14 protein-coding genes and 1 riboswitch are annotated in these 16,244 nt (G+C 69.4%); of the genes, 2 read left to right on the top strand and 12 right to left on the bottom strand.

Translation table 11 applies throughout. From position 1 onward, the window contains the following. Positions 1–390: 390 nt before the first annotated feature. Positions 391–1,725: a CoA transferase gene (locus tag RQG77_RS16890; RefSeq protein ID WP_311245772.1), complete on the top strand. Its 1,335-nt coding sequence runs from the start codon at positions 391–393 to the stop codon at positions 1,723–1,725. Here the strand turns inward: RQG77_RS16890 and RQG77_RS16895 are convergent. The 4 genes from RQG77_RS16895 to RQG77_RS16910 all read right to left on the bottom strand — a co-directional run bounded on the left by RQG77_RS16895 (position 1,710) and on the right by RQG77_RS16910 (position 5,470). After that, positions 1,710–2,507 carry a DUF4184 family protein gene (locus tag RQG77_RS16895; protein WP_311245773.1) on the bottom strand — a complete coding sequence of 266 codons (798 nt, stop codon included), beginning with the start codon at positions 2,505–2,507 and terminating at the stop codon, positions 1,710–1,712. The two genes, RQG77_RS16890 and RQG77_RS16895, sit on opposite strands and share 16 nt — an antisense overlap. Positions 2,508–2,602: 95 nt before the next feature. Beyond that, positions 2,603–3,904, bottom strand: coding sequence for a tyrosine--tRNA ligase (tyrS, locus tag RQG77_RS16900; RefSeq protein ID WP_311245774.1), 1,302 nt, complete (start codon positions 3,902–3,904; stop codon positions 2,603–2,605). 64 nt (positions 3,905–3,968) lie between these two features. Next, on the bottom strand, positions 3,969–4,829 hold the full coding sequence (locus RQG77_RS16905) for a hypothetical protein (RefSeq protein ID WP_311245776.1): 861 nt from the start codon (positions 4,827–4,829) through the stop codon (positions 3,969–3,971). Continuing rightward, positions 4,826–5,470, bottom strand: a complete 645-nt coding sequence (locus tag RQG77_RS16910) for a SatD family protein (protein WP_311245777.1) — start codon at positions 5,468–5,470, stop codon at positions 4,826–4,828. Before RQG77_RS16910 ends, RQG77_RS16905 begins: the two co-directional genes overlap by 4 nt. Before the next feature lie 59 nt (positions 5,471–5,529). Here RQG77_RS16910 and RQG77_RS16915 point away from each other — a divergent pair, with 59 nt between their 5' ends. Then, the gene (locus RQG77_RS16915) at positions 5,530–6,117 is read left to right on the top strand and encodes a DUF1349 domain-containing protein (RefSeq protein WP_311245778.1); all 588 of its coding nucleotides are present in this window, start codon (positions 5,530–5,532) and stop codon (positions 6,115–6,117) included. 111 nt (positions 6,118–6,228) lie between these two features. Here the strand turns inward: RQG77_RS16915 and argH are convergent, their stop codons facing one another. The 8 genes from argH to thiM form a co-directional block, all read right to left on the bottom strand. Continuing rightward, positions 6,229–7,659, bottom strand: a complete 1,431-nt coding sequence (argH, locus tag RQG77_RS16920) for an argininosuccinate lyase (RefSeq protein WP_311245779.1) — start codon at positions 7,657–7,659, stop codon at positions 6,229–6,231. Next, on the bottom strand, positions 7,659–8,588 hold the full coding sequence (gene argF / locus RQG77_RS16925) for an ornithine carbamoyltransferase (RefSeq protein ID WP_311245780.1): 930 nt from the start codon (positions 8,586–8,588) through the stop codon (positions 7,659–7,661). The genes argH and argF overlap by 1 nt, the downstream gene beginning before the upstream one ends. Beyond that, positions 8,585–9,796 carry an acetylornithine transaminase gene (locus tag RQG77_RS16930; RefSeq protein WP_311245781.1) on the bottom strand — a complete coding sequence of 404 codons (1,212 nt, stop codon included), beginning with the start codon at positions 9,794–9,796 and terminating at the stop codon, positions 8,585–8,587. Before RQG77_RS16930 ends, argF begins: the two co-directional genes overlap by 4 nt. Beyond that, positions 9,793–10,710: an acetylglutamate kinase gene (argB, locus tag RQG77_RS16935; RefSeq protein ID WP_056513034.1), complete on the bottom strand. Its 918-nt coding sequence runs from the start codon at positions 10,708–10,710 to the stop codon at positions 9,793–9,795. The genes RQG77_RS16930 and argB overlap by 4 nt, the downstream gene beginning before the upstream one ends. Continuing rightward, positions 10,707–11,864: a bifunctional glutamate N-acetyltransferase/amino-acid acetyltransferase ArgJ gene (argJ, locus tag RQG77_RS16940; protein ID WP_311245782.1), complete on the bottom strand. Its 1,158-nt coding sequence runs from the start codon at positions 11,862–11,864 to the stop codon at positions 10,707–10,709. The genes argB and argJ overlap by 4 nt, the downstream gene beginning before the upstream one ends. Continuing rightward, entirely contained in the window at positions 11,861–12,913 is a 1,053-nt protein-coding gene (gene argC / locus RQG77_RS16945; protein ID WP_311245783.1) for an N-acetyl-gamma-glutamyl-phosphate reductase, read from the bottom strand. Before argC ends, argJ begins: the two co-directional genes overlap by 4 nt. A 244-nt stretch (positions 12,914–13,157) precedes the next feature. Beyond that, on the bottom strand, positions 13,158–15,308 hold the full coding sequence (locus RQG77_RS16950; RefSeq protein WP_311245784.1) for a bifunctional hydroxymethylpyrimidine kinase/phosphomethylpyrimidine kinase: 2,151 nt from the start codon (positions 15,306–15,308) through the stop codon (positions 13,158–13,160). Then, positions 15,305–16,153: a hydroxyethylthiazole kinase gene (gene thiM / locus RQG77_RS16955; RefSeq protein ID WP_311245785.1), complete on the bottom strand. Its 849-nt coding sequence runs from the start codon at positions 16,151–16,153 to the stop codon at positions 15,305–15,307. Before thiM ends, RQG77_RS16950 begins: the two co-directional genes overlap by 4 nt. Continuing rightward, positions 16,144–16,237, bottom strand: a riboswitch (TPP riboswitch). Its footprint overlaps the gene before it by 10 nt. Between the last annotated feature and the right edge of the window lie 7 nt (positions 16,238–16,244).

Here is a 16,244-nt window from a genome sequence, read left to right on the forward strand (position 1 = left end):
TGCTCCCACGACCCAGTCATCACAACCAGGCCCGAAGGGCAACTTCTCTATCTTAGCCACCCTGTCTCGCTTGTCAAATCAGCGCGCCGGCAGATCTTGGATCCGCTGCGCAGCTTGTGACAGCCGCAGATGGGGTGGACCTCCCATCCTAGACGCAGGCGCCTGTTCTCACAAGTGAGTGGAGTGGGAGGTGGTTCTCCGCTTGAGGGGGGTGAAGCTCTCGGCCTCTCCGCTTCCCTGTGGGGCGAACAAGTAATAAGTTACGTGGGTTCTGGGGTTCTGGCAAATCGAGGCACCACCCCCGGGCGTGTCGCCGTCACTCCGCGCCAGGATTTCCCCAGTCCAGAACCGGTTATCGGCTCGGATCGGCGTCACGAGTACGATCGCAACGTGACGCAGCCCACTGATCCCTCCCCCTCGGCAGCCCTGTTGGAGCGGGTGTTCTCCGATCTCGGCATGGCGGACGACATGTCTGACGTCGACGCTGTGCCACCGCATCCCGTCCCCCTCCCCTCGCGTCTCGCCACCGCGGATCTCGCGTGGGCGAGCGCGCACGCGGTCAGTCTGATGGTTGGCATCCGAGAACTGCCGGATCCGGACCGCATCGCCACCGCCTACAGGAGCGACCGCGTTCTCGCGGTCGACGGGATCGCGCCCGACGTGTGGTCGGCATACTCGGGGTTCTGGCGTTCGGCAGACGGGTGGGTGCGCACCCACGGCAACTATCCACACCACGCCCACCGGCTCCTCACCGGGCTCGGACTCGATCTCGGCGCGAGCGGCGACGCAGTGCGTGCAGCCATCCTGGAGCGCACGACCGCCGAGGCGGTCGGAGTCATCACGTCCGAGCGTGGCCTCGCCGTTCCCGTGCTCCGCGAGGACCCTCACCTCGATGCGCGGTGGCGCGCCACTCCCCTGCTCGAGGTCACACGTCGGGATTCCGGGGAATCCCGCATTCGCTCCCGCCGCGGTCCGCTCGTGCAGGACCGTGACGCACCGCTCACCGGTATTCGCGTCCTCGACCTCACGCGCGTGATCGCGGGCCCGGTGTGCACGCGGACTCTGGCGCTGCTCGGCGCCGACGTGCTCCGAGTGGATCCGCCCGACCTCCCAGAGCCCGAGTGGCAGCACCTCGACACCGGCCATGGCAAGCGAACGACGCTGATCGAGGCGAGAAGCGAGCGCTTCCGCGAACTCCTCGCCGGCGCGGATGTGGTCGTGCTCGGATACCGCCCGTCATCGCTCGACCGCCTCGGCCTGTCGGCGGCCGCGCTGACCGAGCAGTATCCGGGGGTGGTGATCGCCCAACTCAGCGCCTGGGGAATGGGCGACCCGGATCGCGCCGGCTTCGACAGCCTGGTGCAGGCCGAATCGGGAATCTCGCTGATCGAGTCGCCTGACGGCGATCGGCCAGGAGCACTCCCTGCCCAGGCGCTCGACCACAGCGCCGGCTACCTGCTCGCGACCGCTGTCATCGCGGTGCTGGAGCGGCGTCAGCGCGAAGGCGGCAGCTGGACGGTGCGCACGTCACTGCGTCGGGTGGCCGCTGAGCTGCTCGGGATGCCGCGCACGGATGAACCGGGATCGGAGCGTGAGTTCGACCCCGGCGCACACTCCGCGCCGTTCGATGTCGCCGGACGGAAGGTCACCACCGCGAGGCCGGCACTTCCCGGGCTCGAGTTCGCGGCTCCGCATCGGTGGGGGTCGGATCAGCCGCGCTGGTGATGGCGGCGGAAGAGCGGCAGGGCGAGGCACAGCGCCAGGGTCAGCGCACCCCACAGTGCGCAGGCCGGAGGCAGCATCCGATACGCGAGGTGCTGGTACGTGAACTCCTCCGTGAACGGACCGTACGCCAAGTACCCGACGATCGAGGCCGTTACCAGCACCACGGGAAGCGACAGCCACCACGAGATCCGGACTCCCGCCGGCAGCGTCCGCACCAGGTCACCCCGCGGTTCGGTTCGACGCAGTCGCAGCGCCGCCCAGATCCCGATGACCACAAGACCGACCACACTCGACCCGTGCTGGAGCCACTTGTAGCCGGTCAGAGGTCCCCACATCTCTTCGAGCGCGGGGAATGCGTCGACGCCCCAGCGCCCCTCATGCGTGAAGAGATCCCAGAGGATGTGCGACAGCACACCCAGGATCAACGAGACGGCGAGCAGCACCGGGTACAGCGGGCGCTTCGACCCGGCCCCCACCGCGGCGCTTGCCGCCTCGACTCCCGACTCGGACCACTCGGCGGGAATCCGCTCGGCCAGCCAGAGTGGGGCGAGCTCGCCCACGGCCGGACGGAGCACGACCCGCCAGATCATGAACAGCACGAAAGCGACCAGAGCCGTCCACACCACATTGCCGAACGTGTGCGTGAACGAGTAGTCGAGGCCGACACCGCGCAGGAACAGCGGAAGATCGGGCGTCATCGCGCCGATCGCAATCGCGGCCGGCACCAGCGGAGTGCGGATGAAAGGCAGCGCGACCAGCGCGTGGCTGGGGGTGAACGGCATCCGATGTCTCCTGTCGATCCGGCTGGCGAGAAGCGTGCCGGCGGCCACCTGAGAACAGCCCAGGCGACCGCCGTCTCGCGATCAGAGATCGATCGTCAGGTGAGGAAGACTCCCGCGAGGGTCTTCTTGCCGCGGCGGAGCACGGAGACACCTCCGGGAAGGGTTCCCTGCACGGTGGCCGCCTCGTCGTCGATGCGTTCGCCGTCGAGGGACACGCCCCCCTGGCCGATCGCACGGCGAGCCTCGGACAGGCTCGAGACCAGCCCCGTCGCGACGAGCGCGTCGACGACCGACGAGCCCGCATCGACCGTGGCGTTCGGGAGCTCTTCGAGCGCGGTGCGCAGCGTCGATGCGTCCAACGCGGTCAGGTCACCCTGGCCGAACAGAGCATCGGATGCCGCGATCACCGCGGCCGTCGCATCGATGCCGTGCACGGTGGCGACGACCTCGAGCGCCAGACGCTTCTGAGCGGCACGCCGGAACGGCTCGGACTCGACGAGCGCCTCGTACTCCTCGATCTCGGCGCGCGTGAGGAACGTGAACACCTTGAGGCGCTCGATGACGTCGGCATCCGCTGTGCTGAGCCAGAACTGGTACATCCGGTACGGGCTGCACATCTCCGGATCCAGCCAGATCGCATTGCCCTCGCTCTTGCCGAACTTGGTGCCGTCGCTGTTCGTGATCAGCGGCGTGCCGATCGCGTGCGCGGCGACGCCCTCGGACCGACGGATGAGGTCGGTGCCGCTCGTGAGGTTGCCCCACTGGTCCGAGCCGCCGGTCTGCAGGACGCAGTCGTACTGGCGGTACAGCTCGAGGAAGTCCATGCCCTGCAGGATCTGGTAGCTGAACTCCGTGTAGCTGATGCCCTCGTCGGAGTTCAGGCGCGCGGCGACCGCATCCTTCTTGAGCATCGTGCCCACACGGTAGTGCTTGCCGATCTCGCGCAGGAAGTCGATCGCCGACAGGGGCGCCGTCCAGTCGAGGTTGTTGACGATGCGCGCGGCGTTGTCGCCTTCGAAGCTGAGGTAGCGCTCGACCTGCGTCCGCAGGCGCCCGACCCACTCCTCGACGGTCTCACGCGTGTTGAGCGTGCGCTCGGCGGTGGGCCGCGGGTCGCCGATCAGGCCGGTCGAGCCGCCGACCAGGCCCAGCGGCCTGTGCCCGGCGAGCTGGATACGACGCAGCGTCTGCAGCTGCACCAGGTTGCCGAGGTGCAGGCTGGGAGCAGTCGGGTCGAAACCGCAGTAATACGTGATCGGGTCCCCGGCGAGAAGGGCGCGCAGCGCCTCCTGGTCAGTGGACACATGGACGAGGCCGCGCCACAGCAGTTCGTCCCACACGTTCTCGAACGTGGGGTCGATCGCCGGCGGGGCGGTCGTCAGATCGGTATTCGACACGCGCTCCAGGCTATCAGCGGTGAGTGCCCGCCATTCCCCGCCGCCGCACAGGCGGATGCTGCTGTCAGCTGTGGGCTGCCCACCACACCAGGAACGCCGCGCCCAGCCCGATCACCCAGCTCACGAGACTGCCCACCAGGAAGTACTCGGCCCGCGCCCCGGTCTCACCGTCGCGGGAGATCTCAGGGAATCGCACGATGCCCTTGGCCGCGAGCATGGCCGCGAGGATCGGGTAGGCGGCGGCCAATGTGAGGATCATCACGAGGATGCGCTCGAGCGGGCCGATCAGGCGCCCGCCCTTGAATCCGGCCCGCGGGTCGGACACCGGGGTATCGGCGGTCATCCCCTCGACAGACACGCTTTCAGCGTTCGCGCCCTCGACGGGGGATTCTGCGGCCGCGGCGTCATGGCCCGGTTCGGCGGCGACGCCGTCGGCGACAGCAGGGATCGAGACCGCGGTGTCGGACGCGACGAGCCGCAGCTCGGCGGGCCGCCAGGTGTGCTCGCCGTCGAGCGCGGCGCGCACCACGAGGTTCGAGGACTCGAGCAGGAAGACAGCCGCACCCAGGGTGAGGATCGCGAGATCGAACGGGACATCGCCGAAGGGCGAGCGCAGGGTCCACACCGAGCCGATCAGACCGGCATCCGCTCGAGCACCGAGCCACACCACCGCACCGATGCTCAGCACGCCGAGCAGCACGGCGGGCCAGAACCCGAGCGGCGCCGGTCGCTCCGACGGCATGCACCAGACCCACAGGGCGCCGACGACCAGACCTGCGAGCATCGGCAGCAGCGCATCGCTCACGCTGCCGAGCAGCAGCAGGATGACAGCCACCGCGAGGTAGCCGATCCACCGACGCGGCGCGAACTGCCGCACGAGATCGGCGGCGCCCACCGCCAGCAGCAGGAATCCGGCGACGATCATGCGTTCGATCCCCTCAAGGCGGCCACGCCCTCGATCAGTGCGGCACTCCCCGCGCTGCGCAACGACTTCGAGACGCTCGGCTGCGAGATGCCCTCCTCGGCCGCAAGCTCATGCTGCGATCTGCCGATCAGGCGCCCGTAGGTGAGACGGCGCTCGCGCTCGTTCATCGCGCCGACCAGCTCGTCTCGGACGAGGAGGTAGGCGTTCGATGCGGCGATCACGCTGTCCATGACCTCATCCTGCCCGGGAGCACCGACAATCCATGTGCGGGTGCGCGGCACGGTGCGCCCCTCCCTCGCATGCACGGTCTCGATCGCGGCACGCGCGGCGTACCAGCCGGGGCCGTCGGCGAGCTCGCCGTGCACGGAGTCGACCGCGCGCACGTCGCCGACACCGACCCCGAAGCGGAAGGCGATGCCGTCGGGAAGAGCGAGCTGGATCATCAGAAGCGACACCATCGCGTCTTCGAGCGCGAGGTAGACGCCCTGCTGCTCGTCCCCTACCGTGGGCGTCAGCGACTGGTGCGCGAGAGGCAGATCGCCCTCCACCCGCCTGATGGTGTCGTCGAGGATGCGCTGCGCCGCCGACCGATCGTCGAGCTGGCGGGAGCCCACGATGTCGGCGAGTACGGCGATGACCATGTGATAACCGTATCACGAATAACTTCCATTTATGCCCTATTTGGCTATAGTCTCGGAACATGCCTGAATCAGACATCATCCCCTGGGCCGAAGGCTCCTGGACCCACCCACCCGTCGCTGCCTCCACCGAGGGCGAGAACCTCGACGTGACCGCGGTGGAGGGCAGCGACGCCTGGCGGCACACCGCCTACGGCTTCGTGCACGACACCGAGCACGCGCTCCTCGCTCCCCTGGCGGTGGGCGAGGCGATGGACGTCACCTTCCGCGCACCGTGGGACGGCCAGTTCGACCAGGCCGGAGTCTTCGTGCGCATCGATGACGAGCACTGGATCAAGGCGGGCATCGAATACGCCGACGAGCACCTCGGCCTCGGAGCCGTCGTCACCGACATCCGATCCGACTGGTCGGTCGGGTACGTCGATGACTGGCACGGCAGCGAGATCACCGTCCGCGTGAGCCGATGGCCGGATGCCGTGATCGTGCGCGCACGTGCGGATGACGGCGAATGGCGCCTCGTCCGGGTCGCTCCGTTCGACGGCGCCGCCGCCGCATCCGCCGGTCCGTTCCTCGCAGGCCCCACCCGTTCCGGGCTCATCGTGCGTTTCATCCGCTGGACGCGCTCGGCCGCCGACGCCGCCTTGCACTGAGTCTCACCAGCGGACCACCCGCGGAGAATCGAACGGCCCGCGGAGACTCTCGTCGAGAGTGCCCGCGGGCCGTTCTGCGTGGTGCGAGTCGCCGCGCCGCCGGGACGCCGGCTAGAGGCCGAGCGCGTGCGCGGCCGCCTGAGCGCGCGCCACGAGCTCTGCGCGCTGCTCCGCCACCCGCACGGGCGCGGTTCCTCCGGCGCCGGTGCGCGAGGCCACCGAGCCCTCGATCGTGAGAACCTCACGGACATCCGGGACCAGGTGCGGCGAGACCGACAGCAGCAGCTCGTCGGAGGCGTCCTCGAGCCCGATGCCCTGCTCCTCGCAGGCTCGGACGAGGGCGCCGGAGATCTCGTGCGCATCGCGGAACGGGACTCGTCGCTTGACGAGCCACTCCGCGACGTCCGTCGCCAGCGAGAAGCCCTGGGGCGCGAGCGCCGCCATCCGCTCGGTGTCGAAGCGCAGCGTCGCGATCATTCCGGCGAATGCGGGGAGCACCACCTCGAGCGTCTGCACGGAGTCGAAGACCGGCTCCTTGTCCTCCTGCAGGTCGCGGTTGTACGCGAGCGGGAGGCCCTTGAGCGTGGCCATGAGACCCGACAGGTTTCCGATCAGACGCCCGGACTTTCCGCGAGCGAGCTCGGCGATGTCGGGGTTCTTCTTCTGCGGCATGATGCTCGAGCCGGTCGAGTAGCTGTCGTGCAGCGTCACGAATCCGAACTCACGCGTGTTCCAGAGGATGATCTCCTCGCTCAGACGCGAGATGTCGACGCCGGTCATCGCGGTGATGAAGGCGAACTCGGCCACCACGTCACGTGCGGCCGTGCCGTCGAGCGAGTTCTCGGCCGGACGATCGAGGCCGAGCTCGGTCGCGACGAGAGCGGGGTCGAGGCCGAGCGTCGAACCCGCGAGGGCTCCCCCGCCGTATGGCGAGACGCCGGCACGACGACGCCAGTCGACGAGACGCTCGAGCTCGCGCACGAGCGGCCATCCGTGCGCCTGCAGGTGATGGGCGAGCAGCACCGGCTGCGCGTGCTGCAGGTGCGTGCGTCCAGGGAGGATCGCGTCGGGGTGCGCTTCCGCCTGGGCGACGAGCGCGTCGATGACACGGAGCAGATCACGGGCGATCACGCGGGCATGATCGATCAGGTACATCCGCACGAGCGTGGCGATCTGGTCGTTGCGGCTGCGGCCTGCGCGCAGACGCCCGCCCAGTTCCGGTCCGAGCTCGGCGATGAGAGCCTGCTCGAGAGCACCGTGCACGTCCTCATCGGACGGGACGGGCTGCAGGGTGCCGTCCGCGACCTTGCGCGCGACGGCATCCAGTCCCTCGTGCATCCGGGCCGCCTCATCGGGCTCGAGATACCCGGCCGCCGCGAGCGCGGTCGCGTGGGCGTGGGAGCCGGCGATGTCGTACGGTGCGAGCACCCAGTCGAAGTGCGTCGATCGGCTGAGCTCGACCAGCTCGGGCGAGGGTCCGCTCGCGAAACGAGCCCCCCAGAGCGCGCCCTCGTTGGTGCCTTCGTTCTTCGAGTCGACCATCACGCGTCCTTCTTGCCGAGCAGCCAGACGAGCAGCGCCTTCTGCGCGTGCAGACGGTTCTCGGCCTCGTCCCAGACGACGCTCTGCGGGCCGTCGATCACCTCGGAGTCGACCTCGTAGCCACGGTCGGCAGGGAGGCAGTGGATGAAGATCGCTTCGGAATCGGCGATCTGCATCGTCTCGGGTGTCACCTTGTAGCCACCGAGATCGCGGATGCGCGCGAGCTTCTCCTCCTCCTTGCCCATCGACACCCAGGTGTCGGTGACCACGACGTCGGCACCGGCTGCCGCCTCGACGGCGTCGGTGTACAGCGTGATGGACCCACCGGTCTCGGCGGCGCGGCGGTCGGCCGCCTCGACGACGTCGGCGCGGGGCGCGTAGTCGGCGGGCGACGCGATCCGCACATGCATGCCGGCGGTGACGCCGGCCAGCGCGTAGGAGTGCGCCATGTTGCTCTGACCGTCGCCGAAGAACGTGAGCGTGAGCCCCTTCAGGTCTCCCTTGTGCTCGCGGATCGTGAGCAGGTCGGCGAGCAGCTGGCACGGGTGGAAGTCGTCGGACAGCGCGTTGACGACAGGCACTGTGGTTCCCTCCGCCATCTCTTCGAGCCCCGCCTGCGCGTAGGTGCGCCACACGATGGCCGCGACCTGACGCTCGAGAACACGAGCCGTGTCGGACGGAGTCTCCTTGCCGCCGAGCTGACTGCTGGCGGTCGAGATGATCAGCGGCGAGCCGCCGAGGTCGGCGATGCCCACCGCGAACGAGACGCGGGTGCGGGTCGATGACTTGTCGAAGATCACCGCGACCGTCTGGGGACCGGCGAGCGCCTTGTTCGCCCAGCGGTCCTTCTTCAGTTCGATGGCGAGATCGAGGATCTCCGCCTGCTCGGCGGGGGTCAGATCGTCGTCACGCAGAAGGTGGCGGGTCATGCGAGGGCCTTTCCGGATTCGGTGAGGGATGCCTGGACATCGGCGAGCGATGCGGCGAAGAGCTCGCGGAACTCGGCGAGCTCTTCGTCTCCGATGGTGAGCGCTGGCGCGATGCGCACGGTCTCGGGGTTCGCGGCGTTCACGATGAGGCCACGCTCCTGCGCGGCGGCGACCACGTCGTTCGCGACGGGGGCACTGAGCGCCACGCCGATGAGGAGTCCGCGGCCGCGGATGCCGGTGACGAGGGGCGAGTCGAGCCCGGTGATGATCTCACGGAGCGCCTCGCCCCGACGCGCGGCGTTGTCGACGAGGCCCGCGTTCTCTATCTCGGTGAGCACCGCGTCGGCCACGGCGGTCGCCAGCGGGTTGCCGCCGAATGTCGAGCCGTGCGAACCGGGGGTGAAGAGCGAGCTCGCCGCACCGTAGGTGACGAGTGCGCCGATCGGGAAGCCGCCGCCGATGCCCTTCGCGAGCGTGATGGCGTCGGGGGTGATGCCCTCGTGGCTGAATCCGAACCAAGCTCCGGTGCGCCCAGCGCCCGTCTGGATCTCGTCGACGATGAGCAGTGCTCCGTGCTTCAGAGTCAGCGACCGCGCCGCCTGCAGATAGCCCTCCGGCAGTTCGACGACACCGGCTTCACCCTGGATGGGCTCCACGATCACGGCGGCGACCCGATCGTCGATCGCTGCCTCGAGAGCCTCGATCGTCGCCGGGATGTGCTCGACTCCCCCGGGCATCGGCTCGAACGGCGCGCGCATCGCGGCCTTGGCAGTGAGCGCGAGCGAGCCCATGGTGCGCCCGTGGAAGCCGTTCTCGAGGGCGATGATGCGGGGCTTCTCCGTGCCGCCGTGCAGGCGGGCGAGCTTGAACGCAGCCTCGTTCGCCTCGGCTCCCGAGTTCGAGAAGAACACGCGACCGTCGATGCCGGCACCGGCGAGGCGCTTCAGCCGTGCGGCGAGCGCGAGCTGCGACGGGGTGGCGAAGTAGTTCGACACATGTGCGAGAGTCGCCGCCTGCCGTGAGACGGCCTCGACGAACACCGGATGCGCGTGCCCGAGCGACGTCACCGCGATGCCGGCGAGGAAATCGAGGTGGCGCTTGCCCTCGGAGTCCCAGAGGTACGAGCCCTCGCCACGCGTGAGCATCGCCAGGCGGGGCCCGGCATTGAGGACCAGATCGCTCGCTGCGTCATCCTGCCAATTGCTCATGCGTTCGTCCCTGCGCTTCCCATGACCACTTCTGTTCCGATTCCCTTGCTGGTGAAGAGTTCGACGAGCACCGAGTGCGGCACGCGTCCGTCGATGATGGCGGCCGCATCCACGCCGCCTTGGATCGCATCCAGGCAGGCCTTCATCTTCGGGATCATGCCGGATTCGAGTGTCGGAAGCATCTCGATGAGCGCCTCCGAGGTGAGGTGCGAGACGAGCGAGTCGCGGTTGGGCCAATCGGCGTAGAGCCCGGGGACATCCGTGAGGATGACGAGCTTGCGTGCGTTCAGCGCCACGGCGAGGGCTGCAGCCGCGGCATCCGCATTCACGTTGAGCGACTGACCCGGGTGATCGAGATCGGGCGCGATGCTGGAGACCACCGGCACTCGACCGGCCGCCAGGTGGTCGAGCACGGGCGTCGGGTCGACCTCGACGACGTCTCCGACGCGTCCGAGGTCGATCTCCTCGCCGTCGATCACCACGCCTCGACGACGGCCGCCGAAGAGCCCGGCGTCCTCACCGCTGAGACCGGTCGCGATCGGGCCGTGCGAGTTGATCTTGGAGACCAGCTGCGGGTTCACCTGACCGGTGAGCACCATGCGCACCACGCTGATCGCCTCAGTGTTGGTGACGCGGTAGCCGCCCTTGAACTCGCTCGGGATCTCGAGCCGCTGCAGCATGTCGGAGATCTGCGGGCCACCACCGTGAACGACGACAGGCTGCACTCCGACGTACCGCAGGTAGGCGATGTCCTGCGCGAACGCCTCCTGCAGCTCGTCCGAGACCATGGCGTTGCCGCCGTACTTCACGACGACGATCTGGTCACGGAACTTCTTCAGCCACGGGAGCGACTCGATGAGCGTCGCGGCCTTGACCGCGGCGACGTCTGGCGTGGTGTCCTGGATGTCGGTCATGAGGCGTAGGCGCTGTTCTCGTGCACGTAATCGTGGGTGAGGTCGTTCGTGAGGATCGTGGCCGTGGCGTCGCCGACCTTGAGATCGATCACGAGGTGGGTGGCACGGGGCGTCAGGTCGACCTCCTCGCGGGGGCGATCGGGGCCGCCCTCGCTGCACACGCGCACGCCGTTCATCCAGACATCCACGTCGTACGGGTCGAACTGGGCGTTCGTGGTGCCGATCGCGGCGAGCACCCTGCCCCAGTTGGGGTCGTTTCCGAAGATCGCCGCCTTGAACAGGTTGTTCCGCGCGACGGACCGGCCGACCTCCACCGCTTCGCCCTCGGACACCGCGTGCTGCACCTCGATGGTGATGTCGTGGCTCGCCCCCTCGGCATCTCCCTGCAGCTTGACTGCGAGCTGCTGGCAGAGCTCGGCGAGTGCGGCCGAGAACTCCTCGAGGTCGGGGGTGACGCCGGACGCGCCGTTCGCGAGCAGGGTGACCTGGTCATTCGTCGACATGCATCCGTCGGAGTCGAGGCGGTCGAACGTGGTTCCGGTCGCGGCACGCAGCGCGGCATCCGCCTCGAGCGGCTCGAGCACGGCATCCGTGGTGATGACGACCAGCATGGTCGCGAGGCCGGGGGCGAGCATGCCCGCGCCCTTGGCCATTCCGCCGATGCTCCAGCCGTCGCGGCTGACGACGGCGGTCTTCGAGACGCTGTCGGTGGTCATGATGGCCTCGGCCGCACCCTCGCCGCCGTCTGTCGACAGCTCGGCGATCGCCTGCTCGGTGCCCGAGAGCACCTTGGCGCGGAATGCCTCGTCGCCGACGCCGATGAGGCCGGTCGAGCAGACGAGCACGTCGCCGGCGCTGACGCCGAGGAGCTCTGCCGCCTTCTCGGCGGTCTGGTGCGTGGTCTGGAAGCCGAAGCTGCCGGTGAAGCAGTTCGCGCCGCCGGAGTTCAGCACGACTGCCTCGACGACGCGGTCGGCGACGGCCTGCTGCGACCAGATGATCGGGTTGGCCTTGGCACGGTTGCTCGTGAAGACCGCGGCACCGACCTTGCGCGGGCCACGGTTGACGACCACGGCGACATCAGGCTTGCCGGTCGACTTGAGGCCGGCGGCGACTCCGGCCGCCTCGAATCCTGCGGGGGCGGTGACGCTCACGGCGCGACTCCGTTCACTGAGAGGGCGCGGGACTCGGGCAGCCCCAGCGCGAGGTTCATGGACTGGATGGCAGCGCCTGCGGTGCCCTTGACGAGGTTGTCGACCGCGGTGACCACGGTCACGCGGTTCGCCGCGCGGTCGATCGCGAGACCGATCAGCGCGGTGTTCGCGCCGACGACGTCGGCCGTGCGCGGGAACTGACCGGCCGGAAGCAGCTGCACGAAGGTCTCGTCACCGTATGCGTCCTCCCATGCGGCGCGGATCTCCGCGTCGCTGACGCCATTGACGATCGGTGCGGTCGATGTGGCGAGGATCCCCCGCGACATCGGCACGAGGACGGGCGTGAAGGAGATGCGGACGCCGTCGGGCGCGGCCCCGGACGCTGCGGCGAGCGCCTGGCGGATCTCAGGGATGTGCCGATGGGTGCCGCCGACCGCATAGGGGTTGGCGCTGCCCAGGATCTCGCTGGCGAGGAGGTTCGTCTTGAGACTCTTGCCCGCCCCCGAAGGACCGACCGCGAGCACCGAGACGATGTCACTGGCATCGATCACACCGGCCGCGACTCCCGGTGCCAGGCTGAGGCTCACGGTCGAGGCATTGCAGCCCGGCGCCGCGATCCGCGTCGCGCCGCGCAGTATCTCCCGCTGCTTGACGCCGCCGACCAGCAGCTCGGGCACGCCGTACGCCCAGGGCTCGTGGAAGTCGCCCCCGTAGAACGCGTCCCACGAATCCTGCGAGGTGAGTCGGTGGTCGGCTCCCGCATCGATCACGAGAGGAGTGTCGCCGAGCGCATCCGTGTACTGGCCGGACTGGCCGTGCGGGAGGGCGAGGAAGACGATGTCGTGCCCTGACAGGATCTCGGGGGTCGTGTCCTGCAGCGTGAGGTGGGCGAGAGAGCGCAGATGCGGCTGATGCTGCACCAGCGGTTGGCCTGCATTCGAGTGCGCCGTGACGGTGCGGATCTCGATGTCGGGATGCGACGCGAGGAGGCGCAGGATCTCGCCGCCCGCGTAGCCGGATGCGCCGGAGACGGCGACGGAGTACGTCATGCTTCTACCTTAACGGTCATGCCCCGTGTCGAACTCGGGGCGCAGTGTCGGGAACCGGGGCGGCGACACCGGCACTCGACCGCCGTGCGTGAGCAGGCAGAAGCGCAGGGTCGCCTAGAGTCGGCGGCCGCTGCGGCGTCGGCGCACGGCGATGACGCTCGGAGCGAGCGTCAGAGTTGCGGTGGCGGCCGAAGGCATGCCGCGACGATAGCGCGCTCGTCGCGGCATGCGCAAATCCGCTCCGTCACGCAGAGGCGGCAGAGGCGAACGGTGCGGCGAAGAAGGCGAGCTCGTGGGCGCTCGACACCTCGAAGGCGCGGAGCATCCGATCCCGGGTGGCCGGGGCGGCGGTCGCCGCTGCGGCCGAGACCAGGGCGATCGCCTGGTCCGTGGCGTCCTCGAACGCCGGGTCCGCGTAGGTTGCGAGCCAGGAGGCGTACGGATGCCGGGGATCCCGCGCATAGTCGCCGAACTCCCCCGCGTGCAGGCGCTGACCGAGGTCGGTGTAGAGCCAGAAGCACGGCAGCACCGCGGCGACGAGCTCGGCGTAGTCCCCGCCGAACGCCACGGATCGCAGATGGTCGAGGTACGCGACGGTCGCCGGAGCGGGGGCGACCGAGAACATCGCCGCCTCCACTCCCTCACCCGGAGTCAGCCACGACGCATGCAGCTCGAGCTCGCCGATGATCGCCCCCTCGGCGGAGCGCGCCCAGAACGCCTGCTCGTGCGGAGTGGGAGAGAGGCGTGAGGCTTCGGCGAGCACACGGGCGTACTCGCGGAGGTACAGCGCGTCCTGCGAGAGGTAGAACAGGAACGGCTCCCGATCGAGAGTGCCGTCGGCCAGCCCGCGGATGAAGGGGAGGTCATCGATCCCCGCCCTCACATCGGCTGTGCGCGCCCACCACGCGGCCCGGATCTGCGCTGGCGTCGGTCTCGTCTCGAGCCCGCCGCGCTCCCACAGTCCTGCGAAATGGCTGACCGGTCCGTGACCGCGTCCGACGTGCAGTGGCTCGCTCTCGCGCAGTGACTCGCGCAGCCACGCCCGGGTCGAGGCGACGGCGCCGACGGCCGTCTCGCCACGAGCCAGACGGGTGGCAAGTGCAGAGGAGAGCGAGCACCCGGTGCCGTGGGTGTTCTCGGTACGGATCCGCGTGCCGGGGAACTCCTGCCGTACTCCCCCGGCGGCGTCCACGAGCGCATCGGGGACGTCGTCCCCGTCGAGGTGCCCGCCCTTGACGAGCACCGCCGCCCCGATCGCCGTCGACAGATCCTCTGCTGCGGCGAGCGCGTCGCCCCATCCCCCGATCGTCCGCCCTGTCAGCACGGCGAGCTCGCCGAGATTGGGCGTCACGACGTGTGCACGCCGGAGGAGGTCGCGCAACGCCGCCTCGGCATCCTGATCGAGCAGCCTGTCGCCGCTGGTGGCGACCATGACCGGATCGAGGACGACGATCGGCGGCCGAACGACATCGAGCCAGTCGGCGACCGTGCGGATGACGTCGGCGTTCGCGAGCATCCCGATCTTGACCGCGTCGATGACGATGTCGTCGGAGATCGCGTCGAGCTGCTCGCGCAAGAAGGCCGCAGGAGGCACGTGCACTCCCCGCACGCCCGTGGTGTTCTGGGCGGTCAGCGCGGTGAGCGCGGCCATGCCGTAACCGCCGTTCGCGGCGATCGACTTGAGGTCGGCCTGGATCCCCGCCCCTCCTGACGGGTCGCTCCCGGCGATGCTGAGCACGCGCGGCGTGCCGGCCGCACGCCAACGACGCACGAATGCCGCCGCGGTCTCGGCCGGGTCGGCAGCCGCGCAGAGCGCCGAGACCACGGCGAGGCCGGCCGCACCCGCACCTCGCAGTCGCTCGGTGTCGCCAAGGCCCACCCCTCCGATCGCCACACACGGGAGCACGGTCGTCTCGACGAGAGCTCGGAAGCCCTCGACGCCGAGGGCCGGCGGATGGTCGGGCTTGGTGCTGGTGGGGCGGATGACGCCGACGCCCAGGTAGTCGACAGTGCCGGGCGGCAGAGCGCCCACCGCCTCGAAGTGCTCCCGACTGTTCGCCGTGAGACCGATGAGCGCCTCGGCGCCCAGAGCTTCTCGCGCGCGCAGCACCGATGCGTCACCCTGCCCGAGATGCACGCCGTCGACCCTCGCTCCCTGTTCACGCGCGGCGAGAGCCGCATCGAGGCGGTCATTCACGACGAGGAGAGCGCGTCCGTCGATCACGCGGGAGAGCTCGACGAGCTGCGCCGTGGTCTCAGCATCCGTCGCCGTCTTATCCCGCAGCTGCACGATCCGCACTCCCCCGTCGACGGCACGGCGGACGGTCTCGACGACACCGCGTTCCCCGCAGAGATCCGCGTCGGTGACCAGGTACAGCGAGAGGTCCGCGCTCACAGTGCACGCTCCTCGACGCGTGCCGCAGCGGCGATGTCCTGTGGCTCAACGGCCGCCAGCGCGTCGAGGAGCTCGACCGCGAAGCTGCCAGGACCCGAGGCCCGTGCGGCGGCGCGCTCCGCGGCGATCGTGTACACGAGGCTCGCCGACGCGACGGCGGTAAGCGGATCGATCTCGGCAGTGCGGGCGGTCCCCAGGAAGGCGGCCATCACGGCGCCCAGTGCGCACCCGCCACCGGTGACCCTGGTGAGCAGCTCGTCGCCGTTCGCGATCCGCACGACGCGCCGCCCGTCGGTGATCAGGTCGATGGGGCCGGAGACGGCGACGACCGAGCCGTGACGGGCGGCGAGTGCGAGGGCGGCGTCAGAGGCGGCATCCGTGGTGTCGGTGGCATCGACTCCGCGCCCTCCGGCGGTGAGCCCCGCGAGTGCGAGGATCTCGGAGGCGTTCCCACGGATCGCCGCGGGGCGCGAGGTGACGAGGCTGTGCGCGAGCGCCGTGCGCACGGGCAACGAACCGATCGCGACCGGATCGAGCACCCAGGGAGTGCCCGCGGCTGCGGCACCGGCGACGGCTTCGAGACTCGCGGCCCGCTGCTCGGGGGTCGGCGTCCCGAGGTTGATCAGCACTCCGGATGCGACGCCCGCGAAGAGACCCGCCTCGTCGACGATGTCGACCATCGCGGGTGCGGCCCCGAGAGCCAGGAGCACGTTGGCCGTGAAGCCGGTGACGACGGTGTTGGTGATGCAGTGGGTCAGCGGTGGTGACTCACGGAGCGCGGACAACAGCTCGGCGGCCGAGGCCACCAGGGTCGATTCGGATTCTGGACGCAGACGATCGCTCAATGCGACATCCCTTCGCTAGTACGAACTAGATCAGGTTCGACGGGTCTGTTCTCAGCCGCGGATGCGGCACCCCGTGTCACTGCTCGAAGTC

This window comes from Microbacterium sp. WCS2018Hpa-23 (assembly GCF_031843845.1).
Lineage (GTDB): Bacteria > Actinomycetota > Actinomycetes > Actinomycetales > Microbacteriaceae > Microbacterium.

What these genes read in the sequence shown, in the direction of transcription:
- RQG77_RS16895 (WP_311245773.1), bottom strand. Translation starts at nt 2,507, where the DNA reads ATGCCGTTCACCCCCAGCCACGCGCTGGTCGCGCTGCCTTTCATCCGC.
- RQG77_RS16905 (WP_311245776.1), bottom strand. Translation starts at nt 4,829, where the DNA reads ATGATCGTCGCCGGATTCCTGCTGCTGGCGGTGGGCGCCGCCGATCTC.
- RQG77_RS16910 (WP_311245777.1), bottom strand. Translation starts at nt 5,470, where the DNA reads ATGGTCATCGCCGTACTCGCCGACATCGTGGGCTCCCGCCAGCTCGAC.
- RQG77_RS16915 (WP_311245778.1), top strand. Translation starts at nt 5,530, where the DNA reads ATGCCTGAATCAGACATCATCCCCTGGGCCGAAGGCTCCTGGACCCAC.
- argH (WP_311245779.1), bottom strand. Translation starts at nt 7,659, where the DNA reads ATGGTCGACTCGAAGAACGAAGGCACCAACGAGGGCGCGCTCTGGGGG.
- argF (WP_311245780.1), bottom strand. Translation starts at nt 8,588, where the DNA reads ATGACCCGCCACCTTCTGCGTGACGACGATCTGACCCCCGCCGAGCAG.
- RQG77_RS16930 (WP_311245781.1), bottom strand. Translation starts at nt 9,796, where the DNA reads ATGAGCAATTGGCAGGATGACGCAGCGAGCGATCTGGTCCTCAATGCC.
- argB (WP_056513034.1), bottom strand. Translation starts at nt 10,710, where the DNA reads ATGACCGACATCCAGGACACCACGCCAGACGTCGCCGCGGTCAAGGCC.
- argC (WP_311245783.1), bottom strand. Translation starts at nt 12,913, where the DNA reads ATGACGTACTCCGTCGCCGTCTCCGGCGCATCCGGCTACGCGGGCGGC.